Annotated in this window: 25 protein-coding genes; 15 read left to right on the top strand and 10 right to left on the bottom strand. The window is 61.7% G+C overall.

Features of this window, described 5'->3' with window-relative positions; all coding sequences use genetic code 11:
- Nucleotides 1-123: 123 nt before the first annotated feature.
- The 3 genes from denD (at nt 124) to RY831_RS12615 (ending at nt 3,067) form a co-directional block, all read left to right on the top strand.
- Nucleotides 124-1,110, top strand: coding sequence for a D-erythronate dehydrogenase (gene denD, locus RY831_RS12625; RefSeq protein ID WP_326506707.1), 987 nt, complete (start codon nt 124-126; stop codon nt 1,108-1,110).
- A 125-nt stretch (nt 1,111-1,235) separates the two neighbouring features.
- On the top strand, nt 1,236-1,970 hold the full coding sequence (locus RY831_RS12620; protein ID WP_326506706.1) for a carbonic anhydrase: 735 nt from the start codon (nt 1,236-1,238) through the stop codon (nt 1,968-1,970).
- A gap of 56 nt (nt 1,971-2,026) precedes the next feature.
- Nucleotides 2,027-3,067, top strand: a complete 1,041-nt coding sequence (locus RY831_RS12615) for a phospholipase A (RefSeq protein WP_326506705.1) — start codon at nt 2,027-2,029, stop codon at nt 3,065-3,067.
- A 184-nt stretch (nt 3,068-3,251) separates the two neighbouring features.
- On the opposite strand, the gene RY831_RS12610 is transcribed toward RY831_RS12615, so the two are convergent.
- From RY831_RS12610 to RY831_RS12600, 3 genes are all read right to left on the bottom strand, one after another.
- Nucleotides 3,252-3,674, bottom strand: a complete 423-nt coding sequence (locus RY831_RS12610) for a VOC family protein (RefSeq protein WP_326506704.1) — start codon at nt 3,672-3,674, stop codon at nt 3,252-3,254.
- Nucleotides 3,675-3,726: 52 nt separating this feature from the next.
- Complete coding sequence (locus RY831_RS12605; RefSeq protein WP_326506703.1) at nt 3,727-3,915, bottom strand: hypothetical protein; 189 nt, start codon at nt 3,913-3,915, stop codon at nt 3,727-3,729.
- Nucleotides 3,916-4,125: 210 nt separating this feature from the next.
- Nucleotides 4,126-4,458: a hypothetical protein gene (locus tag RY831_RS12600; RefSeq protein WP_326506702.1), complete on the bottom strand. Its 333-nt coding sequence runs from the start codon at nt 4,456-4,458 to the stop codon at nt 4,126-4,128.
- Nucleotides 4,459-4,752: 294 nt separating this feature from the next.
- Between RY831_RS12600 and RY831_RS12595 the strand changes: the two genes are divergently transcribed.
- Together RY831_RS12595 and RY831_RS12590 are read left to right on the top strand one after the other, a co-directional pair.
- Nucleotides 4,753-6,528, top strand: coding sequence for a methyl-accepting chemotaxis protein (locus RY831_RS12595; protein WP_326506701.1), 1,776 nt, complete (start codon nt 4,753-4,755; stop codon nt 6,526-6,528).
- Nucleotides 6,529-6,844: 316 nt separating this feature from the next.
- Nucleotides 6,845-7,132, top strand: a complete 288-nt coding sequence (locus tag RY831_RS12590; RefSeq protein ID WP_326506700.1) for a GNAT family N-acetyltransferase — start codon at nt 6,845-6,847, stop codon at nt 7,130-7,132.
- A 261-nt stretch (nt 7,133-7,393) separates the two neighbouring features.
- On the opposite strand, the gene RY831_RS12585 is transcribed toward RY831_RS12590, so the two are convergent.
- The 6 genes from RY831_RS12585 to pip form a co-directional block, all read right to left on the bottom strand.
- Complete coding sequence (locus RY831_RS12585; RefSeq protein WP_326506699.1) at nt 7,394-8,833, bottom strand: MFS transporter; 1,440 nt, start codon at nt 8,831-8,833, stop codon at nt 7,394-7,396.
- The gene (locus RY831_RS12580) at nt 8,830-9,735 is read right to left on the bottom strand and encodes a YihY/virulence factor BrkB family protein (protein WP_326506698.1); all 906 of its coding nucleotides are present in this window, start codon (nt 9,733-9,735) and stop codon (nt 8,830-8,832) included. Before RY831_RS12580 ends, RY831_RS12585 begins: the two co-directional genes overlap by 4 nt.
- Before the next feature lie 374 nt (nt 9,736-10,109).
- Nucleotides 10,110-12,353 carry a family 1 glycosylhydrolase gene (locus RY831_RS12575; RefSeq protein WP_326506697.1) on the bottom strand — a complete coding sequence of 748 codons (2,244 nt, stop codon included), beginning with the start codon at nt 12,351-12,353 and terminating at the stop codon, nt 10,110-10,112.
- 165 nt (nt 12,354-12,518) lie between these two features.
- Nucleotides 12,519-13,727, bottom strand: coding sequence for a glycosyltransferase (locus RY831_RS12570; RefSeq protein WP_326506696.1), 1,209 nt, complete (start codon nt 13,725-13,727; stop codon nt 12,519-12,521).
- A gap of 210 nt (nt 13,728-13,937) precedes the next feature.
- Nucleotides 13,938-14,135 (bottom strand): hypothetical protein, encoded by a 198-nt coding sequence (locus RY831_RS12565; RefSeq protein WP_326506695.1) that lies wholly within the window; start codon nt 14,133-14,135, stop codon nt 13,938-13,940.
- A 39-nt stretch (nt 14,136-14,174) separates the two neighbouring features.
- Nucleotides 14,175-15,176, bottom strand: coding sequence for a prolyl aminopeptidase (gene pip / locus RY831_RS12560; protein WP_326506694.1), 1,002 nt, complete (start codon nt 15,174-15,176; stop codon nt 14,175-14,177).
- Nucleotides 15,177-15,412: 236 nt separating this feature from the next.
- Here pip and RY831_RS12555 point away from each other — a divergent pair, with 236 nt between their 5' ends.
- The 9 genes from RY831_RS12555 (at nt 15,413) to RY831_RS12515 (ending at nt 24,287) form a co-directional block, all read left to right on the top strand.
- Entirely contained in the window at nt 15,413-15,916 is a 504-nt protein-coding gene (locus RY831_RS12555) for a (2Fe-2S)-binding protein (protein WP_326506693.1), read from the top strand.
- Nucleotides 15,913-18,132: a xanthine dehydrogenase family protein molybdopterin-binding subunit gene (locus RY831_RS12550; RefSeq protein ID WP_326506692.1), complete on the top strand. Its 2,220-nt coding sequence runs from the start codon at nt 15,913-15,915 to the stop codon at nt 18,130-18,132. The genes RY831_RS12555 and RY831_RS12550 overlap by 4 nt, the downstream gene beginning before the upstream one ends.
- Nucleotides 18,133-18,138: 6 nt before the next feature.
- On the top strand, nt 18,139-18,621 hold the full coding sequence (gene soxX / locus RY831_RS12545) for a sulfur oxidation c-type cytochrome SoxX (protein WP_326506691.1): 483 nt from the start codon (nt 18,139-18,141) through the stop codon (nt 18,619-18,621).
- Entirely contained in the window at nt 18,621-19,127 is a 507-nt protein-coding gene (locus RY831_RS12540) for a SoxY-related AACIE arm protein (RefSeq protein WP_326506690.1), read from the top strand. The genes soxX and RY831_RS12540 overlap by 1 nt, the downstream gene beginning before the upstream one ends.
- 1 nt (nt 19,128) lies before the next feature.
- The gene (soxZ, locus tag RY831_RS12535) at nt 19,129-19,452 is read left to right on the top strand and encodes a thiosulfate oxidation carrier complex protein SoxZ (RefSeq protein WP_326506689.1); all 324 of its coding nucleotides are present in this window, start codon (nt 19,129-19,131) and stop codon (nt 19,450-19,452) included.
- A gap of 1 nt (nt 19,453) precedes the next feature.
- The gene (gene soxA / locus RY831_RS12530) at nt 19,454-20,230 is read left to right on the top strand and encodes a sulfur oxidation c-type cytochrome SoxA (protein WP_326506688.1); all 777 of its coding nucleotides are present in this window, start codon (nt 19,454-19,456) and stop codon (nt 20,228-20,230) included.
- Nucleotides 20,227-20,601 (top strand): c-type cytochrome, encoded by a 375-nt coding sequence (locus RY831_RS12525; RefSeq protein WP_326506687.1) that lies wholly within the window; start codon nt 20,227-20,229, stop codon nt 20,599-20,601. Before soxA ends, RY831_RS12525 begins: the two co-directional genes overlap by 4 nt.
- The gene (locus RY831_RS12520) at nt 20,598-21,872 is read left to right on the top strand and encodes an FCSD flavin-binding domain-containing protein (protein WP_326506686.1); all 1,275 of its coding nucleotides are present in this window, start codon (nt 20,598-20,600) and stop codon (nt 21,870-21,872) included. Before RY831_RS12525 ends, RY831_RS12520 begins: the two co-directional genes overlap by 4 nt.
- 210 nt (nt 21,873-22,082) lie before the next feature.
- Nucleotides 22,083-24,287, top strand: a complete 2,205-nt coding sequence (locus RY831_RS12515) for an OsmC domain/YcaO domain-containing protein (RefSeq protein WP_326506685.1) — start codon at nt 22,083-22,085, stop codon at nt 24,285-24,287.
- A gap of 351 nt (nt 24,288-24,638) precedes the next feature.
- On the opposite strand, the gene RY831_RS12510 is transcribed toward RY831_RS12515, so the two are convergent.
- Nucleotides 24,639-26,051, bottom strand: coding sequence for a nucleobase:cation symporter-2 family protein (locus RY831_RS12510; RefSeq protein ID WP_326506684.1), 1,413 nt, complete (start codon nt 26,049-26,051; stop codon nt 24,639-24,641).
- 453 nt (nt 26,052-26,504) lie between these two features.
- Between RY831_RS12510 and RY831_RS12505 the strand changes: the two genes are divergently transcribed.
- A complete protein-coding gene (locus RY831_RS12505) occupies nt 26,505-26,885 on the top strand; it encodes a glutaredoxin domain-containing protein (protein ID WP_326506683.1) in 381 nt (126 codons plus the stop codon).
- Nucleotides 26,886-26,898: the final 13 nt, after the last annotated feature.

Genomic DNA, 26,898 nt, shown 5'->3' with positions numbered 1-26,898 from the left:
TATCATATAACTTCACAACTTAAACCACAACTGGCCAGTTATCCGGATATTTGGGGATGCGCCGGCCAGATCGCGATTTGCGGCCCATCTCGGCGCGCCGCTCGCGCATTTTCTGAGGAAAGCATGGAAGTTCTAATTACTGGTGGCGCAGGACTGCTGGGCGCCCGACTGGCAAGGCAGCTGCTCGAGCGCGGGACCCTGGCCAACGCGCAGGGCCAACAGACCCCGATTTCCCGCATCACGCTGCTCGATGTCGTGCCGGCCAAGGGATTCAGCGATGACCGCATCCATGTCGTTACCGGCGATATCGCCGACCCTGCCACCATCGCCGGCGTGCTGACGCCGCAGACCGGCTCCGTCTTTCATCTCGCGGCAATCGTCAGCAGCCACGCCGAAGCGGAATTCGATCTCGGCATGCGCATCAATTTCGATGCCACGCGTCTGATCCTGGAACGGGCGCGCCAGAATGGCAACAAGCCGCGCGTGGTATTCACTTCGTCGGTGGCCGTGTTCGGCGGCGAACTGCCGGCGCAGGTGCCGGACAACCAGGTGCTCACGCCGCAGAGTTCCTACGGCACCCAGAAGGTGATGGGGGAGCTGCTGGTCAACGACTACAGCCGCAAGGGTTTCATCGACGGCCGCGCCTTGCGCATGCCGACGGTTTGCGTGCGCCCGGGCGCGCCCAACAAGGCGGCATCGAGCTTCGCCAGCGGCATCATCCGTGAACCGCTCAACGGCATCGAAGCGGTATGCCCGGTGGCGCCCGATACGCCGATGTGGCTGCTGTCGCCCCGCTATGCGATCAACAGCCTGATCCATGGCCATGACATCGACGGCAGCGCCTTCGGCAGCAGCCGCGCGCTCAGCCTGCCGGGCCTCGCCACCAATGTGAAGGAAATGGTGGCGGCGCTCGATCGGGTCGCCGGCAGCAAGGTCGCCGGGCGCATCCGCTGGGAGCAGGATCCGGCCATCATCCGCATCGTCAACTCCTGGCCGGGCGACTTCATCACGAACCGCGGCGATGCCATGGGGTTCCAGCGCGATGCCGATTTCGACAGCATCATCCGCAGCTATATCGAGGATGAACTGGGCGGCAGGATCGCAGCCTGAGACCGCGCTCATTTGCGTGAGCCGGATAGAGGATCATCCTGCGCACTGTCGGATGATCGAAGAATTGCGTTGAACTGCATGGCACCTTTTTGCTCAAACACAACTTTGAACTTGAAGGGGAATCCATGCAGTCACCTGATGTCGACAAGCGTCGTTTATTGAAAGCCTTTTGTTGCGGCGGTATTGCGCTGGGGACGGCAAGCGCTGCGGCATGGTCTCACGCAGCACCGTCGAAGAAGACCGCCATGACGGCGGAGCAGGCATTGCAGGCGCTGAAGGACGGTAACGAAAGATTTCTCAACGACGCCCCGCAGACTTCGGTGCAAAGCAAGGAACGCAGGCTCGAAATCGCGAGAGGGCAGCAGCCATTCGCGGTGCTTGTCAGCTGCTCGGATTCCCGGGTGCCGCCGGAATTATTGTTCGGCCGCGGCTTGGGCGAACTCTTTATCGTGCGTAATGCCGGCAATACGGTGGATACCATTGCGATGGGAAGCATCCAATATGCGGTCGCCGAACTTGGCGTGCCGCTCATTGTCGTGTTGGGGCACGAGCGGTGCGGTGCGGTCGATGCTGCGCTCAGCGTCGTGGAAAAGAATGCGATTTTCCCCGGCAGTATCGGGCAAATGATCGAACCCATCGTGCCGGCCGTGCTGAAGGCGCAAGCGTCCATCAAGGCCAGGGACAAGGTCTCGCGCGATGGGCTTCTCGATGCGGCAGTCCGGCACAACGTCATGCGGGTGGTGGAGCGCCTGCGGACAACGGAAGCCATGCTCGCCGAGCCGATCAGGAGCGGCAAGCTGATGATCGTCGGCGCCCGCTATGACCTGGATGACGGAAGGGTCGAGTTCTTCGATACCTGATTCGGCAAGGAGGCGTTGAAAAAGCGTATCGGCCTGCCGCGTGCTAATGTCTGCCGATGAGAAAAAAACTACCGTTTGGCGCATTCGCCGCTGTCCTCGCCGCAAGCCATGCGCTGGCGCAAGACGTGCCGACCCGGCTCGAAGCCTGCGCTGCGCTTCTCGACGATCAGGAAAGACTGTCCTGTTATGACCGTATCGCGCGCGGCGCGCCCGTGCCGGAACAGGAGCGCGCCGCAGCGGCGGCCTCGCCACAACCCGAGCCGGAGCAGATTGCAGCGAACACGCCGGCAGGCACCGCCGCAACGGCCGACATCTCCTACCTGTCGCGCTATTGGGAACTCGATCCTGCAGACAAGCGCGGCGCTTTGCACTTCCGGCCGCACCGGGAAAACTACCTGATCGCCACCTACAACGACTCGCCCAACATCGGCCCTTACCGGCCGTTGCGGGCTATCGGCGAATCCGGCGGCTTGTCCAATGCGGAACTGAAATTCCAGCTCGGCTTCAAGCTCAAGATGGCGGAAAACCCGGCCGGGCTGCCGGTGGATCTCTGGTTCGGCTATACCCAGGTCAGCTACTGGCAGGCCGAGAACCGCGAAGCGTCGAGCCCGTTCAGGGAGACCAATTACCAGCCGGAAGTCATGGCCGTGGTGCCGCTCAATCTCGACCTGCTCGGCGTCAAGCTGCGTTTCCTCAACGCCGGCTTCGTGCATGAATCGAACGGACAGGGTTCGCTGCTTTCTCGCAGCTGGAACCGCAGCTACCTGCAGGCCGGCTTCGAACGCGGCAACTTCAGCCTGCTCGCACGGGTGTGGAAACGGGTCAATGAAGGCGCCGACGACGATAATGCCGACATTGTCGATTACATGGGCCGCGGCGACGTTGTAGGCACCTGGCGCAGCGGCGGACATGAAGTCTCGGTGCTGAGCCGCTACAACTTCAGCACCGACAAGGGAGCCCTGCAGCTTGGCTGGGCGTTTCCCCTGGCACCCCGCCTGAAGGGATATCTGCAGTACTTTACCGGCTACGGTCATTCGCTGATCGACTACAACGCCTATCAGCGGGTTGTCGGCCTGGGCGTGCTTGTCACTTACTAATACCAATCCCAAGTCATTTCATGACATGGGATTGGTATAAGGCAGGGCTGTGCCGGATTCGTCGTCATGGCATGCAGCGCGAGGCAATCAGGAATCTGATTTGGCAGTCTGGCAATGCTTCATGGGGTAATGAACTGCCGTTCAACATGATGACTCGTCGTGCGGATCGAGCAACGACCTTGCCTCAGTCCTGCGGCAAGAAGTCCGGATTCCATACCACCTCCCAAAGATGCCGGTCCGGATCCTGGAAGTAACCGGCATAGCCGCCCCAGAAGTTGTCTTGAGCGGGCTTGACGATCACCGCGCCAGCCAGCCTGGCCTGCTCCATCACTGCATCGACTTCGTCTTTCGATGAGACGTTATGCCCCAATGTCAGCCCGGTTGCGCATGGAGGATCCTGGGCGAGACCGGTGTCATGGGCAATGCTTTTGCGGGGCCACACGGCCAGTCTTAATCCGGGCTGCAAGTTGAAGAACGCGACCGCGCCATATTCGAATTCCTTTCCGACAATTCCTTCGGATTCCAGGCCGAGACCGTCGCGATAGAACCGGACTGCGCGTTCAAGATCGTCAACGCCGAGCGTGATAACGGAGATACGTGGTTTCATGCGGCGATTCTTTGTCTCGACTGATGGTGGGGGAAATATTTCGGCGTCGTCGTCATTGCGGCATGGTGCTCATTATACGGACAGCGCTTGCATGGAAAAACCCGTCGAGCCATTGCCTTGGCGACTGCCCGCCGTCCATGAACAGTTCCGCTGACTGCTGGAGTTCAAGGCGCTCGGATTCCTGCACGACGACGAGGCGAATCGGCTTGCGATGAACGCCCCGCAGGATGCGCGAAGCCATTGAGCATGGCGGTCCCGCCGATCATCGGGCTCAAAAAGAAAAAACCCGCAGTCCTTGCGGGCTGCGGGAAAAATCCATTCGATGAACACTTGGAGGAGACGGGGCAAAGATGCCCGAGGGATGTGACCGGGCCATGACTGAAACCCTGACCGAACCAAGTGCGGCAGTGAACGTAAATGCAATACGGTTCGATGGGGTACTTTGGTGCTTTTATTCCCGGTCGAGCCAGTTCTCGAGAGCGCTCCAGAACAGGCACATGATCCCGACCACTGCAGCCATGAGGGCCGGCAATGGCGAATCCAGTAATGCCGCCAGCGTGGCAAGCATGAGCAGCATGACGCCCATGCATCGGGTCAGTTTTTTCTCCCTGCGGTCCATATCTGCCTTTAATTTAATGGACGCAATTAAACCGTGGATCGGGCGGCCGCCGCATGCCATAAACATGGGAATTTGGTGATGTTTCAATGGTGGGCGACTTGCCGATGCCAATGCATGCATGCTTTGTAAATTTACGCAGCCAAACGGATCGAAGAAAAGCGTCACCTTGTCTTCATTGCATTAATAATATGGCATCGTTTTCATGTGATTACCGAGTTCGGATCAATCCATCTCGGATGATGCGGGTACCGGGCAAAATTCAGGAATTAAACGGATGTCGCCATGCGTAAAAAGGCTTCCATTTTCCAATGATCAATGGCTATACTTTATTGACGGCAAGAAATTTGCCAGTCAGGAGGAGACGGCCGACGGCATGGCAGGGCATGACGCAATGGCATTCCAGGCAATCGCGCGTCCCAGGCAAGCCGGTCAGCCATAACGATAAAGACAAGGAACATCATGGCCGCGCAGCAAATTTCATCTTCCACGAGCATTACCCGAAAACTTGGCTTGCTGGTAGCAAGCGCCTTCATCGGCCTGGTCTGCATGACCGCGGTCTTCATCTATGCCGAAAAGCAGTCGATGATGAAGGAAAGGCAAATGGCGGTACAGCAAATCGTCGAGACGGCGCATGGCATCCTGGTTCATCACCATGATCTCGCGGTGAAGGGAACGGTACCCGAAAAAGACGCCAAGCAAAACGCGATGGACGCGATCAAGCGCCTCCGCTATGGCGGCAATGAGTACTTCTGGATCAACGACATGCACCCGCGCATGATCATGCATCCGATCAGGCCGGAACTGGAAGGCAAGGACCTGTCCGACAACAAGGACCCGACCGGCAAGCGGCTTTTCGTCGAATTCGTCAACACCGTGCGCCAGAGCGGCGGCGGCATGGTCTCCTACATGTGGCCGAAGCCGGGCAGCAGCGAGCCGGTGGAAAAGGTCTCCTATGTGAAGGGATTCGCGCCGTGGGGATGGGTGATCGGCTCGGGCGTATATGTCGATTCGGTTAACGAAGCAATGATCGTCAAGGCGGTCGAGTTCCTGGGCGCCGCGCTGGTGTTCGGCATCCTGCTGCTGGCAGTCGGCTTCGCGATTTCGCGCAGTGTGCTGCGCCAGCTCGGCAGCGAACCGGCATATGCAGTCGACATCACGCAGCAGATCGCCGCCGGCGATCTGAGCGTGCCGATCAAGCTCAAGGAGGGCGACCAGGTCAGCCTGCTCTATGCAATCAAGACCATGCGCGACAGCATCGTGCGCATCGTAAGCGAAATGCGCGCCAGCGCCGACACCATCGCCAGCGAATCCGCTCAGATCGCGTCGGGCAATCTCGAACTGTCGTCGCGCACCGAGCAGCAGGCCGGTTCCCTTGAGGAGACCGCATCGTCGATGGAGGAACTGACGTCGACGGTCAAGCAGAATGCGGAAAATGCACGCCAGGCCGATGCGCTCGCAGCCGCCGCATCCGATGTTGCGACCAAGGGCGGCGATGTCATTCACCAGGTCGTCGGCACCATGGAGCAGATCAACGACTCGTCGAGGAAAATCGTCGACATCATCAGCGTAATCGACGGCATTGCGTTCCAGACCAATATCCTTGCGCTGAATGCCGCGGTAGAAGCGGCGCGCGCAGGCGAACAGGGCCGCGGCTTCGCGGTTGTTGCATCCGAGGTGCGCACGCTGGCTCAGCGTTCGGCCAACGCCGCCAAGGAAATCAAGGCGCTGATCGGCGACTCCACCGAAAAGGTAGAGAACGGCAGCCGCCTGGTGAACCAGGCCGGCGCAACCATGCAGGAGATTGTCGAAAGCGTGCACCGCGTAACCGGCATCATGCGGGAAATCACCGCCGCCAGCCAGGAGCAGACATCGGGCATTGAACAGATCAATGCCGCCATCACCCACATGGACGGCGTGACTCAGCAGAATGCCGCACTGGTGGAAGAAGCCGCCGCCGCATCGGAGGCCCTGCAAAACCAGGCGGCGCGGCTGTCGCAAGCGGTCGGCCTGTTCAAGCTCGAACATTCCCAACACCAGCCGATTCCTGCAAGCGCCGCGTCGCGGGTGGCGCCACCGCCAGTGCAGCCTGCGCGCAAGGCTGCACCGCGTATCGATGCCACAAGGCCCACCGGCAAGTCAGTTTTGAAGCCCGTGCAGAAGTCAGGGCAGGGCGTGGCGAAGAGGCCGGCAATTGCCGGCAAGCAGTCCGCGCAGGACGACTGGGAAGAGTTCTGACCGCCTTGTTCCGATCAGGAACACGCTAAACATAGGCTAAATGCAAACGGCCGGTGCCACTCGCACCGGCCGTTTGCATGAGTCTGCCCATGCTCGGCAGACTTAATATGTGCGACATGAATGACGCATGCATTGCTTCCGGAAACCGGGAGCCGGCCCAGGCCGCCGATGTCGCCGTTGCAATCAAGCCTGCGGCAGAACCTCTCCCTCCGGCGTGCATCGAAGTGAGAACGCGCAAAACTTGCCTGCCGCAATAAAGGCTGCGGAAAAGTCTTGCCCATGGAAACGAGGGAATCTACTTGAGGACAGAAACGATATGAGCGACACGACACTGAAAGATAACAATGGCGCGCAGCGCTACGAACTGATTGCAGAAGGCAAGATGGTCGGCTTCGCGCAGTACATGCCGGCCGGTGATGCCATCACCATCACCCATACCGAAATCGCACCAGAGCATGGCGGCAAGGGCTATGGCTCGGCACTGGCCAAACTGGCGCTGGACCGGATCCGGGAAGAACGCAAACGCGTGATACCTGCATGCGGTTTCATCGCGGACTACATCGGCAAGCATCAGGAGTATGCCGATCTGGTGGCCGCCTCTTGAATCGAAAACCATTGCAATGCCGGGCATTCTTGTATTCAGGTTGGAGATGGAATGGGCACCTCCCCCGAAAGGGTTAACGATGTGGAAGTGATGTGGGACAGGGGAAGAAGATGGGTTCCCGTCCTGAACGGCATTGGTGTTTAACCGGCTCTTAATTGAGTTTTTAATTGTTGATCATGGATTCTTAAAACACCCTCCGCCGCGGGTAATATTCGACACGATTCCGCGCCATTGCAGATCATGTCATGGCGGAGGACAGGCTCAATCCGACAAGCTGGCCACGTCCTCCAGCGACTTCCTCTCCGCATCGACCGCATGCGACCGCGCCAGCCATCCCGCCAGCAGCGCGAGCGCCGCGCCGATCGCATAACCGATGGCGACCGAAGTTCTGTTCCCGCTTTCGATCAGCCAGCCGAACAATACCGGCGCAATGAAGCCACCGGTGCCGGTACCGATCGCATAGAAGATCGAGATCGCCACGGCCCGCATTTCGAGTGGGAAGACTTCGCTGACCGTCAGGTAGGCGGAGCTGGCGGCGGTGGATGCGATGAAAAACAGCACGGTCCAGCACAGCGTCTGGCTGAACGCCGTTAGCCAGCCCTGCATGAAGGCATAGCCGGTGAGGGCAAGACCGATGCCGCTGAGCAGATAGGTCAGCGTGATCATGCGGCGCCGGCCGACGCTGTCGAACAATGGTCCCAGCAGGAAGGGGCCGAGCACGTTGCCCAGCGCGAAAGGAAAGATGTAAAGCGCCACCCGGTGGTCCGGCACCTGGTAGAAGCGGGTCAGCACGAGTGCATAGGTAAAGAAGATGGCGTTGTAGACGAACGCCTGGGCCACCATCATGGCCAGCACCACGATGCTACGCCTGCGGTAGCGATGCAGCAGAACATGCAGCACCTGCCGCATGGGCGGCGTGCCCGCAGCGGCCGCAACATGACCTCCGCTCGCGGGCGGAGGCGTGCTGCCGTACTGCCGCGCCACCTCGGCTTCAATGTCCTCTATGATGCGCTGCGCCTCGTCGGCCCGGCCATGCATCATCAGCCAGCGCGGACTTTCGGGTACATGACGCCGCACGAGGACGATCGCCACCGCGAGGACCGCGCCCAGGATGAAGCAGGCGCGCCAGCCGAGCGCCGGTCCGAGCACCGCGGGGTCGAGTAGCACCAGGCTCAGGCCCGCGCCCAGCGCCGCGCCGATCCAGAAGCTGGCGTTGATTGCAAGGCTGACCCGGCCGCGCACGCGCGCAGGTATCAGTTCGTCGATCGCCGAATTGATGGCCGCATATTCTCCGCCGATGCCCAGGCCGGTGATGAAGCGGCAGATGGAAAGAAACACGAAGCCGGTGGAGAACGCGGTCGCCAGGGTGGCCACCATGTACACGGCGAGCGTGATCATGAACAGTTTCTTGCGGCCCAGGCGGTCGGTCAGGCGGCCGAACACCAGCGCGCCCAGCACCGCGCCGGCGATGTACAGCGAGCCGCTCCAGCCGACCTGGGCGGCAGTCAGGCCCAGCGTATCCTGCCGTTCAAGAACGCTTCCCAGCGAGCCGATCAGCGTCACTTCCAGCCCGTCCAGAATCCATGCAATGCCTAGCGCCATCACCACCCGCCAGTGCCAGCGCGACCACGGCAGGCGGTCCAGGCGGGCCGGGATGCCGCTGGTGTCGCTCATGTTGCCTGTGGTTTCGGGAGCCGTCATCCCGATCGCTTCCTGCTGACGCTGGCGTTGCGCAGATCCTCCTTGCTGCCGGTAATGTTTCCGCTCGGCGCATGCCTTTCGATGCAGGCATTGATTTCCGCGCCGAACAGCAGCACCGCCGAAGAAATATAGAAGTAAAGCAGCAGCACGATGACAGAGCCGACGCTGCCATAGGTGGCGCTATAGTTGGCAAAATTGCGCACGTAGTAATCGAAGCCCAGGGATGCGAGTATCCATATCAGCACCGCCAGCACGGCGCCGGGCGTGATGAAGGGAAAGCGCGGCTGCGCGGCCGGTGCCGAGTAATACACCAGTGCCGCGCTCAGGCTCAGCAGCACGAGAATGACGGGCCAGCGCAGCCAGGTCCACAGCGTGACGAAGAATTGCTCGAAGCCGACCTGGTCGGCCAGCCATTGCATGGCCTGGGGGCCGATCAGCAGCAGGGCGGCGGAAAGGATAAGCAGCGCGGCGACGGCAATGGTATAGAAAATGGAAAGCGGATACAGCAGCCAGATCGGCCGGCTCTCGCGGATGCCGTAGGCGACATTGAAGGCATTCATGGTGGCTCGCGCCGCAGCCGAGGCGGTCCAGAGGGCAATCACGGCGCCGAACGACAGCAGGCCGCCCTTCGGTTCGCGCAGTTCGTCGAGCACCACGTTGACCTGTGTCATCGCCTGCTCGGGAAGCAGCAGTTCGGCCTGCTGGCGCAACCAGGCAATGAAATCCGGGAGCTGCAGCGTACCGACCAGGGCGATCAGGAAGATAAAGAATGGAAACAGGGAAAACAGGATGTGGTAAGCCAGCGCCGATGCCTGCGTCGGCATGTCGTCTCCGATGAATTCCTTGAACGACGTAACGATCAGCTTGCCGATGCTCAAGCCGCGAAGTCCGGGAATGTTCATGGCGCTCCTGGAGTGTTATGCGAAGTGTCTTGCTGGGTTGCGTTAAGTTTCTTCTCTTTTAGTCTTTCGCTTTTACAGAGAGTGGAGGAAAGAATTAGTTTTGCCTTTTCGCGGGCTTCATGCGTTGCGCCAAAGCGCAGCGCGGCAGGCGTCATGGTGAAATAAGAGGGCCGCGCCTGAAAACAGCGCGGCCCGGATGAAGCGCAGGCTTATACCAATCCCGAGTCATGACATGACAAATGAAATTGATGGTTTTTTCGGCTGGCGAGGCGCAGGAGGAATCCATAGCGGGACTATGGATGACGAGTGCAACACGGCCAAACGGAAAAAGACGCGATTTCATCGCATGTCATGGCTTGGTATTGGTATTGGTATTAAACGTTGCCGACCTGCGCCGCCGCGCCGGATGCATCTTCCTCAGCCGCCTGCTCCTGCAGGCGAAGATAGCGCATCAGCGCATCGTCGAGGGCCGGCAGCAGCACGGCCTTTTCCGTGCCCAGCGCACTGTAGGTCGGGCGGGCGGCGATATAGTCCAGGCTGCTGCCTGGCCGCGCCTCCAGCCGGCTGGGGTCGACATTGGCCATCGCGCACGCCTTCAGCGCGAGATCGGCCCAGGTGATCGGCTGCGCATTGGTCAGATGCCACACGCCTTTTTCCCTGTCGATCAGCAGGTCGAGGCTGGCGTGGACCAGGTCGGGCACGTAGGTCGGCGATACGGTGACGTCGTTGGCGGCGACGAAGGCCGAGCCGGCGGCGAGCGTCTTCAATGCCAGCGTCAGGAAGTTGTGGCTGTCCCAAGGGCCGAAGAAGGCGCTGGTGCGGACGACCAGTGCCTCGGGATGGGTGTCCAGAACACGGCGCTCGGCTTCCACCTTGCTCCTGCCGTAGATATTGAGCGGCGATACATTGTCGCTTTCGACATAAGGCGCCTGCTGCCTGCCGTCGAACACCAGGTCGCTGGAGAATGTCATCAACTGCACATTGTGCCGGATGCAGGCGATGGCCAGCACCGAAGGGCCGAGCGTGTTTTCCCGGAAGCAGCGCTCGCTGTCCTGTTCCGCTTCGTCCACCCGCACATAGCCGCCGGCATTGATGATCGCCCAGGGCTGGTAGTGCTGCAGCGCCCGCTCCACGGAGGCCGGATCGGCAATATCCATGTCCTGCCGTCCGATCAGGCGATACGACAGGTTGCGCGCTTCGCAGATTCGGGCAAAGGCGCGTCCGAGCGTGCCGGTTGCGCCGGTGATCAGGATGGGTTGCACGACCTGCTTCCTGCCATGCTGCAGCTCGACGGTCAGCGAGGCGATGGCCGCGCTGGTCGCCACCGGCTGACAGTAGAAGCGTCCGGGCCTGCGCCACCAGCCCTGTCCCTGCAGCACCGGATGCGATAGCGGCCGTGCGGCCGACAGTTCACGCATCAGGCCGGCAACGGCGGTCGGGCGCGGGCGCGGAGTGCGCACGTCGAAGGGGCCGGGTTCATAATAGCCCTTGCAGGCGGTAACCAGGCAGTTCCAGTCATAAGATCCAAGCAGCGCCCATACCGTGACGGCTTTCACGTCCGCGCCGCTGCGCTGAGCTTCCTGCGCCGCTTCCCAGATCTCCAGCAGCCAGCGCATCTGGTCTTCGCGGTTGGCATCGATATGCGCTTCGGTGACGGCGAGCGGTAACCCGTAGCGTTCCCAGGCCTCCTGCAGCAGCGGCCCGATGCCCGGCGTCGGCGTGGCAAGCACCCGCGCGGTATGGATGTCCGCGTGATGCAGATCGCGATAGGTGCCGACGAACTCCGGCGGATAGCGGTCGACCCGGTGGTCCAGCCAGCGTTCGCTGGTGATGTAGTAGTTGATGCCGATGACGTCGGGCGGGCAGGGATTGTCGCGGAACCAGAGGAATTCGGAGGCGTCGATGCCGGTCGCGGTCAGGTAATCCCAGAGCGCGTGTTCCGGGCCGACCTTGCCGCACAGCAGATCCCAGGAAAGCCAGCGGCGCTCGTTGTAGAAACCGGCTAGATTTTCCATCTCGGGCGTGCCGTAGCTTTTGCCGAGGTCGTCGGTCTGCACCAGCTTTGCGGCCGGATTGACCTCGCGGATCGCGCGCATCGAGAGCACCACGGCGCGGCACTGGTTCAGCAGCGCCTGGATGAAGGTGCGTTCGTCGCGGCCGTGCGGATACCAGACGCCGTACAGGCCGGAGAAGCGCGCGGTGGTCAGCGGCTCGTTGACCGGCGTGTAGTACTCCACCCAGGGATAGCGCCGGGCCACCGCGCCGGCGAACTCGGCCAGCTGTTCCGCGAAGCCGGGGTCGACCAGGCTGGTATGGCGCGGTCCGCTGCCATGGTGGACCAGGCCCACGATGGGCGTTACGCCCAGCTTCTGCAGGCCCGGCAGCCTTTCGTCCGGCCACGACCAGTCGGCAGTGGCGATGCCGTCCGGCGCAGTGCGTTCCCACAGGACCGGATAGCGGATCGCGCGGATGCCTAGCGATGCGAAGCGTTCCAGGTCATCGCTGCGGGTTGCATGGCCGTTTCTTTCCATCTGGCTGAAATAGTCGTCGCGGACTCGATTGACGGTGCACTCAAGTCCTCCCCATAGCTCTATCGGGCGGGTTGTTGTTTGTTCCATGGAGTATGTCGGGTATGTAAAGTCGGGAAATATGTACGAGAGGGCGTACAGGAAGCCATGCACATATGAGCACAATGAAGGCGCACAGGTGCTCGCCGGATGGTTCTAGGCATCCGGAGCTCGTGACGGCAACCCATGCCGCCGCCACAACGTTTTCAATGCTAGTCAGTCGCGCAGCGCTGCGCGATTGGAGCCCGTGGCAGTTGCAGCACCCTGAAGACGGTAGCCAGCGGTGGCTTGATCGGGCGTTTCATTGGCAGCCTGCCGCTGGCTGCCGGCTTGCTGGGTTCGCTGTTCCAGCAGTTTGTGCATGCTCATGGCCGTCACGTCCCATGACGTGCGGGACAGCTTGTCGCGCATCAGGCGAATCTTCCTGAGCTTCTCGTCGCTGCCCATGGCCAGCACGCGTTCGCATGCCTTCACGAATTCCGGCGCCGTCGACGCGATTTCCACCACATCGCTGTGCAGGTCGACCACGTCCTTGACCGGAGTGCTGACAATGGGCAGCTCCGCCGCCATGTATTCGAGCGACTTGGTCGGGCTGATGAAGCGGGTCGACTCGTTCATCGCAAACGGCATCAGGCAGACATCCCAGGCGGCGAGGAACTGCGGCAGCGCACTGTAGGGCTGCTGGCCCATGTAGTGAATGTTGGGCCGCTGCGGCAGGCTTGCCACATCGATCTTGACCACCGGCCCCACCAGCACGAGTTGCCACTCCGGGTGCGCATCAGCCACCTGGCCGGCCAGCTCGGCGTCGAAGCGCTCGTCGATCACGCCGTAAAAGCCAAGTACCGGCCGCGGCAGGTCTTCGAGTTCGGGATGGGCAATGTTGCGGTCGAGGGCCTGGCGGAAATGATTGACGTCGACACTGCTTGGAAAGCAATGCACATTGGGATGACGGTCTTTCTTGGCTTCGTACAGGCTGGGGCCGCCGGTGAAGACGATGTCGGCCCGGCGCAGCAGTTCATCTTCGCGCGGCAGCAGTGCCGGAGGCGGATTCTTGAAGGCGCTGAGTTCGTCCATGCAGTCGTAGACCACCTGTTTCGGCTTGAGCTCGTCGAGCAGCGGCAGCGCCATCGGCGTATAGAACCAGACGATGGAATTCGGATGCTGCTTGCCGAGGGCGCGCACCATCTTGCGCAGATAGGGAATTTGCTTGTCGTCGAAGCCGAATTCCCGCACCGGCGTCAGCGGCTTGCAGACGGTCAGGTTGGGAAGCGGGTTGGAAACCTGCAACTCCGGTTCGCCGTCCCGGTATTCCGGTTCTTCCACGAGGATGATGTTGTAGTGGCGGGACAGCCGGGAGAGCAGGTGCTGCGGCCGCTGATAGACGAAATTCCAGCGCAAGTGGCTAAAGACGATGATCGAATCCATGTATCCTCGACGAAATAAACGTTGGTAAGAAGCTAATTCCTTTTCGAGGCGGATATTGCCGTTTCGTTCATTTTTGCTGCCCCTGCCTTGATGGAGGTGGAACAAACGGGAAAAAAGCCGGCATGCAAACTATTTGTGTCCGGGATCGGACAGACATTTTTCCCGATCCCGGCCATGTTGCCGGCGCACCCTCCATTCAAGTGTCCGAAATTACACGTCCTGAGCGCTGTCGGCCTGGGATGCTCCGGATGCGGGCCGTTTCGAAACCGGCGGAAAATCGACTTCGCAATGAGCGGCGTCGGCGGTGGCCACGCAGGCTTCGAATGCATCGGCTATCTGCACGATATCGAACATGTAAACGGTGTCGTCGACCTGGACTTCCTTGGTGCTGAGGCGAACAGTTGCCATGAATTACCCTCTCTAAAAATTCAAGATTGAAAAATTGGATCAGACCGGTCCTGATGCCTGCAGGGCGGCGGCATCGAAGCGCCTGTTGCGCTTGAAGTATTCAAGGACTTCGATGGCCTTGCGGCGGATACCGGGCTCCGACGGTGAATGGCCGGCGTCCGGCACGATATGCAGGACCGACCCGGGCCATGCCCGGTGCACGGTGTAGGCGGCGACCGGCGGCGCGATCACGTCATGGCCGCCCTGGATGATGGCAACCGGCAGATGCGCGATGCGCGCGATGTCCTTGATCAGCTGGCCCGGTTCGAGAAACATGCTATTCCTGAAGTAGAAGGCATCGAGCCTGCCGGTGCCGTAGACCACGGTATCGTTCTTCGCGGCTTCCTCCACCAGCGCCGGGTCGTGCCGTAGCAGCGAGCAGGACTCGGTGTACTTGAACCAGCGGCGGGCCGCGTCCATGCGGGCATCCTCGTCCTTGCCGAACAGGCGTTTCTCGTAGGCAGTCAGGATGTCATGCCTTTCCGGCTGTGGAATCCACTTGACGAAGTCTTCCTGCGCCTTCGGGAAGAAGCGGCGCATGCCCCGCAGGAACCATTCGATCTCGTCGGGACTGCCGAGGAAGACGCCGCGCAGGACAAAGCCGAGGCACGCATCGGGATAGGTCTGGCCGTAGGCCAATGACAGCGTGGTGCCCCAGGAGCCACCGGTGACCAGCCACTTGCTTATGCCAAGCATTTTGCGCAGCGCTTCCATATCCTCCACTAGGAGCTGCGTGGTATTGCGCTCGACTTCGGCGAGCGGCGTGGAGCGGAAGGCGCCGCGCTGGTCGAACAGGATGATGCGGTAGGCGTCGGGGTCATACCAGCAGCGCTTCTCGGGTGACGAGCCGCCGCCGGGACCGCCGTGCACATATACCACCGGGATGCCGTCGGGATTGCCGCATTCCTCCCAGTACATGGCATGCAATTCGTCTAGTTGCATCATGCCCGTGCGGCGCGGCTCGATGGGTGGAAAGAAATCGAAGTCTGGGGAGGCGTCCATGGGCTTCTCGTCAAGGATGGGTGAAAGTTCAGGGATCATGATTGTGAATCCAGACCATGCGTTTTCCTGAAGATTCAATCAATATCATTTCGTGTTCCCATCGAGTTCAGCGGGTCGGCAAGCGCGTAAAAAAAAGAAGTCGTAATATATCCGGGCCGCATTTGCAGCCGCGACGACTGCCGCGCAGGCTTGGCGGCATCCTCCTGATTCGCCCGCCAACAACAAGGAGTTGAGACATGGCAAAACTTAACGTCAACGGAACGGTACGAGAATTCGAGGCGGAGGAGGATACGCCGCTGCTCTGGGTATTGCGGGAACAACTGGGACTGACTGGCACCAAATACGGCTGCGGCATTGCCCAGTGCGGCTCCTGCACCGTGCATATCGACGGCGAAGCCACGCGCAGCTGCGTGCGCCCGGTTTCCACCGTAACGGCCGAACAGAAGATCGTCACCATCGAAGGCCTGTCCAGGGACGGCTCGCACCCGGTGCAGAAGGCCTGGGCCGCGCTCGACGTTCCGCAGTGCGGCTTCTGCCAGAGCGGCATGATCATGGCGGTGGCCGCCCTGCTCAAGGAAAAACCCAATCCCACCGATGCCGACATCAACCAGTCGATCACCAATATCTGCCGCTGCGGCACCTATAACCGGGTGCGGGCGGCGATCAAGGTGGTGGCCAAGGGCGGAAATACCCGCAGCGCCGGCCTCGCGATCCAGCATGCCGACGGGAGCACGACATGAGCCGCGCCGCTAACGAAACGCCCGCTGAAATGCCCGCCAGGCGTTTGGCCGATCCATCCCGCCGCCGCTTCCTCGGCACTTCCGCCGCCGCCTTCGGCGGCCTGATGGTGGGTTTCCATATTCCGTTTGCCGGCACCGCCGCGGCGCAGGGCGGCACTCCACCGGAGATCAATGCCTGGGTGGTGGTCAAGCCGGACGATACCGTGGTGATCCGCATTGCCCGTTCCGAAATGGGCCAGGGCTCGCTGACCGGCCTGGCGCAGCTGGTGGCCGAAGAACTCGACTGCAACTGGGCCAGGGTCACGACCGAATACCCGACGCCCGGCCAGAACCTGGCGCGCAACCGGGCCTGGGGCAATTTCTCGACCGGCGGCAGCCGCGGCATCCGCGAATCGCATGACTATGTCCGCAAGGGCGGCGCAGCGGCGCGCATGATGCTGGTGCAGGCGGCGGCCAACGAATGGCAGGTGCCGGCGGCCGAATGCCGCGCGGCCAACAGCGTCATTACCCATGGCCCGTCGAAGCGCAGCACCACCTACGGCAAGGTGGCCGAGGCCGCGGCAAAACTGACGCCGCCGACCGACGTCGCGCTCAAGGACCCGAAGGACTGGAAGATCGCGGGCAAACGCATGGCGCGCCTCGATACCGTCGACAAGACCACCGGCGCGCAGATCTACGGCATGGACCTGAAGCTGCCCGGCATGCTCAATGCGGCGATCAAGGATTGCCCGGTCTTCGGCGGCAAGGTCAAGGGTTTCAACGCCGCCCAGATACAGGACAGGCCGGGCGTGAAGAAGGTGGTGCAGGTCGGCGACAGCGCCGTTGCCGTAGTGGCCGACACATGGTGGCATGCGAAGACCGCGCTCGACGCCCTCACCATCGAATGGGACGAGGGCCCCAACGCCAAGGCTTCCAGCGCCGGCGTGGCGGAGATGCTCAAGGCCGGCCTCGATGCCAGCGACGCGGTGGTCGGCAACCAGAATGGCGACGTGCGCGCCGCGCTGGCGTCGGCCGCGCGGCGGATGGAAGCGACGTATTCCTATCCGCACCAGAACCACGCAACCATGGAAACCATGAATGCCACGGCGAAGTGGACGCCGGAACGCTGCGAAGTCTGGACGCCGACCCAGAACGGCGAAGCCGCGCTTGCAGCAGCCTCCGAAGCCGCCGAACTGCCGGCGTCGAAGTGCGAGGTCTACAAGCTGCATCTCGGCGGCGGCTTCGGCCGCCGCGGCGCGGTACACGACTGGGTAAGGCAGGCGGTTGCGATCGCCAGGGAAATGCCTGGCACGCCGATCAAGCTGATCTGGTCGCGCGAAGAAGACATGACGCATGGCCGCTATCATCCGATCACGCAGTGCAAGCTGAGCGCCGGCCTCGACAAGGATGGCAACGTCACCGCGCTGCATATGCGGATTTCCGGGCAATCGATTCTTGCCGGGGTATTCCCGCAAAACATCAAGGACGGCAAGGATCCGGTGGTGTTCCAGGGATTGAATTCTCCCGGTCCCGAAGCCTCGATCGGCTACAGCTTCCCCAACCTGCTGGTCGACCACGCGATGCGCAATCCGCCGGTGCCCCCGGGCTTCTGGCGCGGCGTCAACCTGAACCAGAACGCGATCTATCTCGAATGCTTCCTCGACGAGATCGCGCATGCGACCAAGCAGGATCCGCTGGCCTTGCGCCGCAAGCTGATGGCCGACCATCCCAAGCATCTGGCAGTGCTGAACGCCGCCGCCGAACGCGCCGGCTGGGGCAAGCCGCTGAAGAAGGGTGTTTATCGAGGCATTGCGCAGACCATGGGCTTCGGCAGCTATGTGGCCGCGGTGGCGGAAGTGTCGGTCAGCGACGACGGCGTGCTGAAGATTCATCGCATCGTCGCCGCCACCGATCCCGGCCATGCGCTGAACCCGCAGCAGATCGAAGCCCAGGTCGAAGGCTCGTTCGTCTATGGCCTGTCGGCCGCGCTGTATGGCGAATGCACGCTCAAGGATGGCCGCATCGAGCAGGACAATTTCAGCACCTACCCGGTGATGAAGATGGATGAAATGCCGGCGGTGGAAACGGTGATCGTGCCTTCCGGCGGTTTCTGGGGCGGGGTAGGCGAGCCGACCATCGCGGTGGCGGCGCCGGCGGTGCTCAACGCGGTATTTGCCGCCACCGGCAAGCGGATCCGCGACCTGCCGCTGAAAAACCATAGCCTGAAGCGAGCGTGAGCCGGCATGCGGGCGATTGCCCTCATGCTGCTGGGTTGCGCGGCGGGTGCGGCAAGTAGCGTGCAAGCGGCCGGCGATGCATCGCCTGCCATGCGGATCGACGGCGACGAGATCCGCGCGCCGCTGGAGGGCAAGCGCGGCGATGTCGCCCGGGGCCGGGCCATCGTCGCCAACCGGCAGGTCGGCCTATGTTTGCTATGCCATACCGGGCCGATTCCGGAGGAGCGTTTCCAGGGCAATCTTGCGCCGGATCTGTCGGGTGCGGGCTCGCGCTGGAGCGAAGGGCAGCTGCGACTGCGCATTGCGGACGCGGTACGATTGAACCCGGCGACCATCATGCCCTCTTATTACCGTACGGAGGGCCTGGCGCGCGTCAGCCCCGCTGTGCAGGGCAAGCCGATACTGGATGCGCAGCAGATCGAGGATGTGGTGGCTTACCTGCGAACCTTGCGCAATGGGGCCGCAGAAAAGAATGATGAGGCGAAGTGATGGCTGAACGAGACAATGCCGATCACCGGCACCGGCTGCATGGAACGTGCAATGCATCGCGCCGCCGCCTGCTGCTTGCCAGCGCTGGCGCCGGCATGATGCTGTGGCTGACCGTGCGTCCCGCCGCCGCTGCCGCACCGGAAATGGAAGCCGCGATACGCGCCTTCACCGGCGGCGCGAAGATCAATTCCGGCAAGGTAAGGCTGGATGTCGCCACGCTGGTCGACAATGGCAATGCGGTGCCGGTTGCCGTCAGCGTCGACAGCCCCATGACGGCTGCCGAGCATGTGGCCGCCATTGCCATTTTCAACGAACGCAATCCGCAGCCGGACGTCGCGCGATTCACGCTGGGGCCGCGCGCCGGCAAGGCGGCGGTGTCGACCCGCATGCGGCTGGCCACCTCGCAGAAGCTGATGGCGGTGGCCAGGCTCAGCGATGGCAGCTACTGGTCGCAGACGGTCGACGTGGTGGTCACGCTGGCGGCATGCATCGAGGGGGAGGGCTGACATGGCACGCGCGCTCATCAAGGTTCCGCCCACCGCCAAACGCGGCGAAGTCATCGAGATCCGAACGCTGATCAGCCATCCGATGGAGACGGGCTACCGTCCCGGCGCCGACGGCCAGGTGCTGCCGCGCAATATCATCCGTCGCTTCTCCTGCCGCTACAACGGCGAACTCGTGTTCGGCGCCGAACTGCATCCCGCAATCGCCGCCAATCCGAACATCGTGTTCCACACGGTCGCCACCGAAAGCGGCACGCTCAGCTTCACCTGGGAGGGCGACCAGGGCTTCAGCCAGACCGAATCGGTTGCCATCACCGTCAGCGCATGACATGCGACGCGCCTCGCTGACCCTGACGCTGATCGGACTGGTCTGTTTCCCGGCGGCGCATGCGCAGCAGTCCGCCGATGCGCGCCTGCCCGGTTCGGCCTTCATGAGCCGTTCCACGCAGGAGATGCAACGCGACGACAGCCAGAATCCCGCCATGCTGTGGGTGCAGGAAGGCGAGGCGCTGTGGAACCGGAATGCGGGCCGCGCCGATCGTTCCTGCGCGAGCTGCCATGGCGATGCGACGACCAGCATGCGCGGCGTGGCGGCGCGCCATCCCGCTCTCGATGCCGCAAGCCGGAAGCCGCTCAATCTCGGTCAGCGTATCAACCAGTGTCGGCAGCAGCGGCAGCAGGCCGAGGCTTTTCCGCCCGAAAGCGAAGCCCTGCTCAGTCTTGAAAGCTATGTCGCGCTGCAGTCGCGCGGCATCCCGACCGCGCCGCCGCGGGATGCGGCGCTGCAGCCGCATGTCGAACAGGGCAGGCAGCACTGGCTGCGGCGCATCGGCCAGCTCAACCTGTCCTGCGCCCAGTGCCACGACGACAACTGGGGCAAGCGCCTTGGCAGCAGCCCGATTCCGCAGGCGCATCCCGGCGGTTATCCGATCTATCGGCTGGAATGGCAGGCAATGGGCTCGCTGCAGCGGCGGCTGCGCAACTGCATGACTGGCGTCCGCGCCCAGCCGTATGCATTCGGCGCGCAGGAACTGGTGGAGCTCGAACTCTATCTGGCCGAACGGGCCAGGGGCATGCCGCTGGAAGCACCGGGCGTGCGGCCATGAAAGATAAATCCAAAGAGAGGCAAACCATGCTGCGGATGCGACTGTTTGTTGCTTTGATCTCGCTGGGCAGCAGCGCCGTGCCGGCGCAGAGCGCCACGGCGGCGGAACCGGACATGGCGGGTCGCCGGCTGGTTGCGAACTGCGCCGCCTGCCACGGCACCGACGGCAAGCCTGCGGCCGATAACGGCGCCGGCCGCCTTCCGCCGCTGGCCGGACAGCCCAGGGAGCAACTGATCGCCAGCATGCAGGCATTCAAGAAAGGCGAGCGCCAGGCCACGATCATGCATCAGATCGCCAGGGGTTACAGCGATGAACAGATCGCCCTGATCGCCAGTTTCCTCGCGAACCAGAAAAAGCCGGAGGGGCGATGAGACGGCGGCAATTCATCAAGGCGCTGGGCGCGTTCGGCGCGGGAACCCCGTTCGCCTCCATTCCGGCGTTCGCCGCACCGGCACGGCCGAAAGTGGTCGTCATCGGCGCCGGTTACGGCGGCGCGGCCGCGGCCCGTTATCTGCGCATGTGGAGCAATGGCGGCGTCGACGTTACACTGGTCGAGCCGAATGCCTCCTTCGTTTCCTGCCCCCTGTCCAATCTCGTGCTCGGCGGCTCGAAGCAGCTGGGCGACCTGACGCTCGGCTATGACGCGCTGGCGCGACGCCACGGCATACGGCTGGTGCGCGACCGGGCCCGGGCCATCGATGCCGGCAAGCGCATCGTCAGGCTGGCGAGCGGCGGGGAACTGGCCTATGACCGGCTGGTGCTGTCGCCGGGCGTGGACTTCCTGTTCGACAGCCTGCCCGGTCTCAAGCTTCCCGGCGCTCAGGACACGGTGCTGCATGCCTGGAAGGCCGGTGCCCAGACGGTGGCGCTGCGCCGACAGCTTGAGGCGATGGAGGACGGCGGCAGTTTCGTGATGTCGATACCGCCTGCGCCTTACCGCTGTCCGCCCGGGCCGTATGAGCGCGCCTGCCAGGTCGCCCACTACTTCAGCCGGGCAAAGCCGAAATCGAAACTTGTCGTGCTCGACGGGAACGAGGATGTGGTATCCAAGGGAGCGCTGTTCAAGCGCATCTGGGCCGAGCGTTACAAGGACCTGATCGATTACCGGCCGAGCTTTCGCGCCGTGGATGTGGATGCGAAAACCCGAACCGTCATCTCGGAACTCGGCGACGAGGTGCAGGGCAAGGTGCTCAACGTGATCCCGCCGCAGTCGGCGGCGGCCATCGCGGTGCAGGCCGGACTGGCGAACTCCAACGAACGCTGGTGCGAGGTCGATTTCCTTACCTTCGAGTCGACGCAGGAAAAAAACATTCACGTGCTGGGTGACGCAATCCAGACCGCGCCGCTGATGCCGAAGTCGGCGCACATGGCCAACCAGCATGCGAAGATCTGCGCCGCCGCCATCGTCGACATCCTGGCCGGCCGAGCGCCGGAATCGAAGCCGATGCTGACCAATACCTGCTACAGCTATGTCTCCGACAAGGACGTGATCCACGTGACTTCGGTGCATGCCTATGATGCGGGCAGGAAGACGCTGATCGCGGTTCCGGGCGCCGGCGGCGTGTCGTCGGCGGCAAGCGAACTGGAAGGCGTGTATGCCGGCGTATGGGCGCGCAATATCTGGGCCGATACGCTGCTGTAGGCATACGGAGCCGCGTGAAGCGGGACCGGATGGCGACAAGCGCGCGGTCCGTCGCTTGTCGCCATTCCTTTTTTGCCGACTTTTCTTTTTCGAACTCCAACTTGCCCGAACCAAGGCCATTGCTTGGCAAAGTCGATTTATTACAAGCCTCCGGCGTGGCGACGGATAATAGCGGCTACGTCATTTTGAGCCCATTATTGGAATTCCCTCATGGAAATTAAGGTCAATTTTCTCGATAAGCTTCGCCTTGAAGCCAAGTTTGATGATTTCACGGTGATAGCCGACCAGCCTATCCGCTACAAGGGCGATGGTTCGGCACCCGGTCCATTCGACTACTTCCTGGCTTCATCGGCCTTGTGTGCGGCATATTTCGTCAAGTTGTATTGCGTGACCCGCAACATTCCGACTGAGAATATCCGTTTGTCGCAGAACAATATTGTTGATCCGGAAAACCGCTACCAGCAGATTTTCAAGATCCAGGTCGAGTTGCCGGCCGATATCTCCGCCTATGACCGCCAGGGAATTTTGCGATCCATCGAGCGTTGTACGGTGAAAAAAGTGGTGCAGGCCGGGCCCGAGTTCGTGATCGAAGAGGTCGAGAACCTGGATGCCGATGCTCAGTCCTTGCTGACCTTGAAACCGGCGTCCGACGCCAGCACCTACATTCCGGGCAAGGATCTGCCATTGGAGCAAACCATCGCCAATATGTCGGGCGTTCTGGCAGGCTTGGGCATAAAGATTGAAATCGCTTCCTGGCGCAATATCATTCCCAATGTGTGGTCGCTGCATATCCGCGATGCGCACTCGCCGATGTGTTTCACCAATGGCAAGGGAGCGACCAAGGAAAGCGCGCTGGCATCGGCATTGGGCGAATATATCGAGCGGCTTAACAACAACCATTTCTACGCCGGTTCGTTCTGGGGCGAAGAGATCGCCAATGCGGCATTTGTACATTACCCGAACGAGCGCTGGTTCAAGCCCGGCCCTGACGATGCGCTGCCGGCGGAAATCCTTGATGAATACTGCCTGCCTATCTACGATCCCGATGGCGAGCTGCGTGGCTCGCATCTGATCGACACCAACTCGGGAAATGTGCAGCGCGGTATCTGTTCGCTGCCGTATGTGCGGCAGTCGGACGGTGAAGTCGTGTATTTCCCGTCCAATCTGGTCGAAAACCTCTACGCCAGCAATGGCATGAGCGCCGGCAATACGCTCGCCGAAGCGCAGGTCCAATGCCTGTCCGAAATTTTCGAGCGGGCGGTAAAGCGCGAAATTTTGGAAGGTGAACTGACACTGCCCGATGTGCCGCAAGAAGTACTGGAGAAATATCCCGGCATTCTGGCTGGCATCAAGGGCTTGGAAGAGCAAGGCTTTCCGGTGCTCGTGAAGGATGCGTCAATGGGTGGAATCTACCCGGTGATGTGTGTCACCTTGATGAACCCGCGGACCGGCGGTGTCTTTGCCTCATTTGGCGCGCATCCGAACTTCGAGGTGGCATTGGAACGGAGCCTGACAGAGCTGCTGCAGGGCCGCAGTTTTGAAGGCCTGAACGATTTGCCCCGGCCCACCTTTGAAAGCAATGCCGTGACTGAGCCATACAATTTTGTCGAGCACTTCATTGATTCCAGTGGTGTGGTGTCATGGCGCTTTTTCAGCGCCAAGGCAGACTTCGATTTTGTCGAGTGGGATTTTTCCGGCCAGGGAGAAAACTCTAATGCCGAGGAAGCCGCAACCTTGCTCGGCATTCTTGAAGACATGGGTAAAGAGGTGTACATGGCTGTGTATGACCAGCTGGGCGCCGTTGCATGCCGGATTCTGGTGCCCGGCTATTCGGAAATCTATCCTGTAGAAGATTTGGTCTGGGATAACACCAACAAGGCCCTGCTGTTCCGCGAAGATATCCTGAATCTGCACCGCCTCGACGAGGCCAGCCTGGAAGCCCTGCTCGAACGCCTGGAAAACAACGAGCTCGATGAGCACTCCGACATCGCCACGCTGATCGGCATCGAGTTCGACGAGAATACGGAGTGGGGACAGCTGACGGTTCTCGAGTTGAAGCTGCTCATCCATCTCGCCTTGAAGCAATTCGAGGCGGCGCACGAGCTGGTGGGCGCCTTCCTGCAGTACAACGACAACACGGTCGAGCGCGGCTTGTTTTATCAGGCCTTGAACGTGGTGCTTGAGGTGCTGCTCGATGACGACCTGGAACTGGACGACTACGTGGTCAATTTCCGCCGGATGTTTGGCGATCCGCGAATGGATGCGGTCCTGGGCTCGGTGGACGGCAGCGTGCGGTTCTTCGGCCTGACGCCAACCAGCATGAAGCTGGAAGGCCTCGACAGGCACCGCCGCCTGCTTGACAGCTACAGGAAACTGCATACGGCACGCGCCAGTGCAGCGGCCGCAGCCGGTTGAGGTGACGAGTCATGGCTGGACGCGATGACGCCGTTCATCCTCCAGCGCAAACGACTGTTCGGCCAAGGCGTCCACAGCAACCTTGGCGAACCGCGATGGGATCACCAATAATGCACGCCCAAAAAAGTAACGCCCCATCCGTGATCCCGGTCCGTCCCACTTGCATCCGCTGCAAAGCGTTTGCCTGAGACTGCCGACCTGATCCGCTCGATAGGGCGTTGCGCCTGCCGCCATGCATATCGGTTGCATGTGCAGCAGATGACGGCATCATACCGGCGCCTGATGACGAAAAGATGACTTACGTCAACATTTTTGAGAAATGATCGAATTGATTACACGTGGTTGATGAAGTCACTCCGTCCCGTGGGTCGTCGCAGCGGCCATTTCGAATGCGCGGTCGGCTGACACTACGCCGTGATAGAACAGGTTCAGTATCACTGCGGTCAGCGTGCCGAGTACGATGCCGCTGTCCGTGACCGCATGCGCCCAGGACGGCAGGTGCTGGAAGAAGGAAGGCGACAGGGTCGGAATCAGGCCCATGCCGACCGACACCGCGATCACGAACAGGGCATGCCGGTTCTTCTCGAAATCGATGGTGCCGAGGATGCGGATACCGGCCGCGGCCACCATGCCGAACATGACGATACCGGCGCCGCCGAGCACGAACTGCGGCACCGAGGCCACCACGTGCGCGATTTTCGGAAACAGCGCCAGCACGATCAGGATCAGGCCGCCGGCGACCGCCACAAAGCGCGAGCGCACGCCGGTGATGTTGACCAGGCCGACGTTCTGGGAAAACGAGGTATAGGGAAAGACATTGAACACGCCGCCGATCACCGTGCCCAGGCCATCTGCACGCAAGCCTGCGGTGAGGTTTTCCGGCGTGATCTTCTTGCCGGTGATGTTGGCCAGCGCGAGGAACATGCCGGTCGATTCCACCAGGGTGATCGTCATCACGATGCACATGGTCGCAATCGCACCGATGTGGAAGGTCGGCATGCCGAAATGGAAGGGGGTGCTGACGGCGAACCAGCTGGCTTCCTCCAGGCCGTCGAAATGCATCTTGCCCAGAGCGAGCGAAACCAGGGCGCCGACCACGATGCCGAGCAATACGGCGGTGTTGGCGATCAAGCCCTTGCCGAAACGGCTCAGGCACAGCACCACGCACAGCACCAGCGCGGCGATCGCCAGCGCGGCCGGGTCCGCGTAAGAGGGATTGGGCGCCTGCATGGCCACGCCGTCGATCACCTTGCTGACGAAGGGCTGGCCGTTCGCCGCCCAGTTGATCGCCACGCCCATCAGCGACACGCCGATCAGCAAAATGACCGTGCCGGTGACCAGCGGCGGAAACACGCCGAGCAGCCGGCCCATCAGCGGCGCGACGAGGATGCCGAACAGGCCCGCCGCGATGGTGGCCCCGAAGATGGCCGGCAATCCCATCGACGGGTCGGTGCCGATGGCGATCATCGGTCCCACGGAGGCGAAGGTCACGCCCATCATCACCGGCATGCGGATGCCGAAGTAGCGGCTGCCGAGCGCCTGTATCAGGGTCGCAATGCCCGCCGCGAGCAGGTCGGCATTGATGAGAAAGGCAATGTCTGCTTTCGACAGGCCCAGCGCGCCGCCGACGATGAGCGGCACGGCGACGGTGCCGGCATACATCACCAGCACATGCTGGAAGCCCAGCGTGCCGAGCTGGAACAAGGGGAATTTCTGCTCGACGGGATCGAGCTGACCGTTATCGGTCTGGTTTTGTGCTGACATCAGTATCTCCTCCAATGCTCGGACTTGGCCTCGCATGGCTGCTTGTTGATCGGGGCCTCTAGTGGTGCGTGTTAAAAATTTGTTGGTCAAATGCGGACGAAAATCGCGCCGATACTGCGTCAAAAATGCTCGCAAGGCCTCGGCCTTGCTACGCTTTTCTCCTTGTCTCGAGACGATTTCGCCACATTTGCCTCCAGCAAATTTCCAACTCACCCCACTCGGGGCCGGTGTGGATTCTTCGCAGATTTTTTGGAGGATGGTAGCCCGACGGCGGCATGGCGATTTCGTCAACTGCCAATACCAGTTATAAGGATGGCCTGATAGTGAACAAGGGAAATAAATCGGATGCAGCCGCTTCGCCGCGTGCATGACCGCATGCGGCAATGGGAAGATGCGGTTCGGCAGCCGGCAAAGCGGGATATCCTACGCATTTCCAGACGAGAGGGAGCTCGCATGAGCCGCAACATTCTTGACGAAACGCATATTCATCCGGCCATCCGCGCGGTGATTGCCGGCAACCAGGCCGATATCGTCAACGAGGTAAGGACCGCCGTCGACCGGCACGATATCGTGGTGGTCGGCATGGCGCAGAATCCCTTTCCGCGCAAGGCGCGCGCACTGCTCAAGAGCGCCGGCCTGCAGCATGTCTACCTGGAGTATGGAAGTTATCTGGGCGGCTGGCGCCGCCGCAACGCGCTCAAGATGTGGACCGGCTGGCCGACCTTCCCGATGGTGTTCGTCAAGGGCATGCTGATCGGCGGCGCCAGCGAACTGCAAAAGCTGATTGCGAGCGGCGAACTGGCAGTGCTGCTCAAGGCCACCCGCGGAGCCTGAAGCGCGGCACACG

The organism is Noviherbaspirillum album (assembly GCF_035916955.1).
Taxonomy (GTDB): domain Bacteria; phylum Pseudomonadota; class Gammaproteobacteria; order Burkholderiales; family Burkholderiaceae_D; genus Noviherbaspirillum; species Noviherbaspirillum album.
The sequence above is the reverse complement of the archived record's forward strand: the minus strand, read 5'-3'. Positions and strand labels throughout refer to the sequence as shown.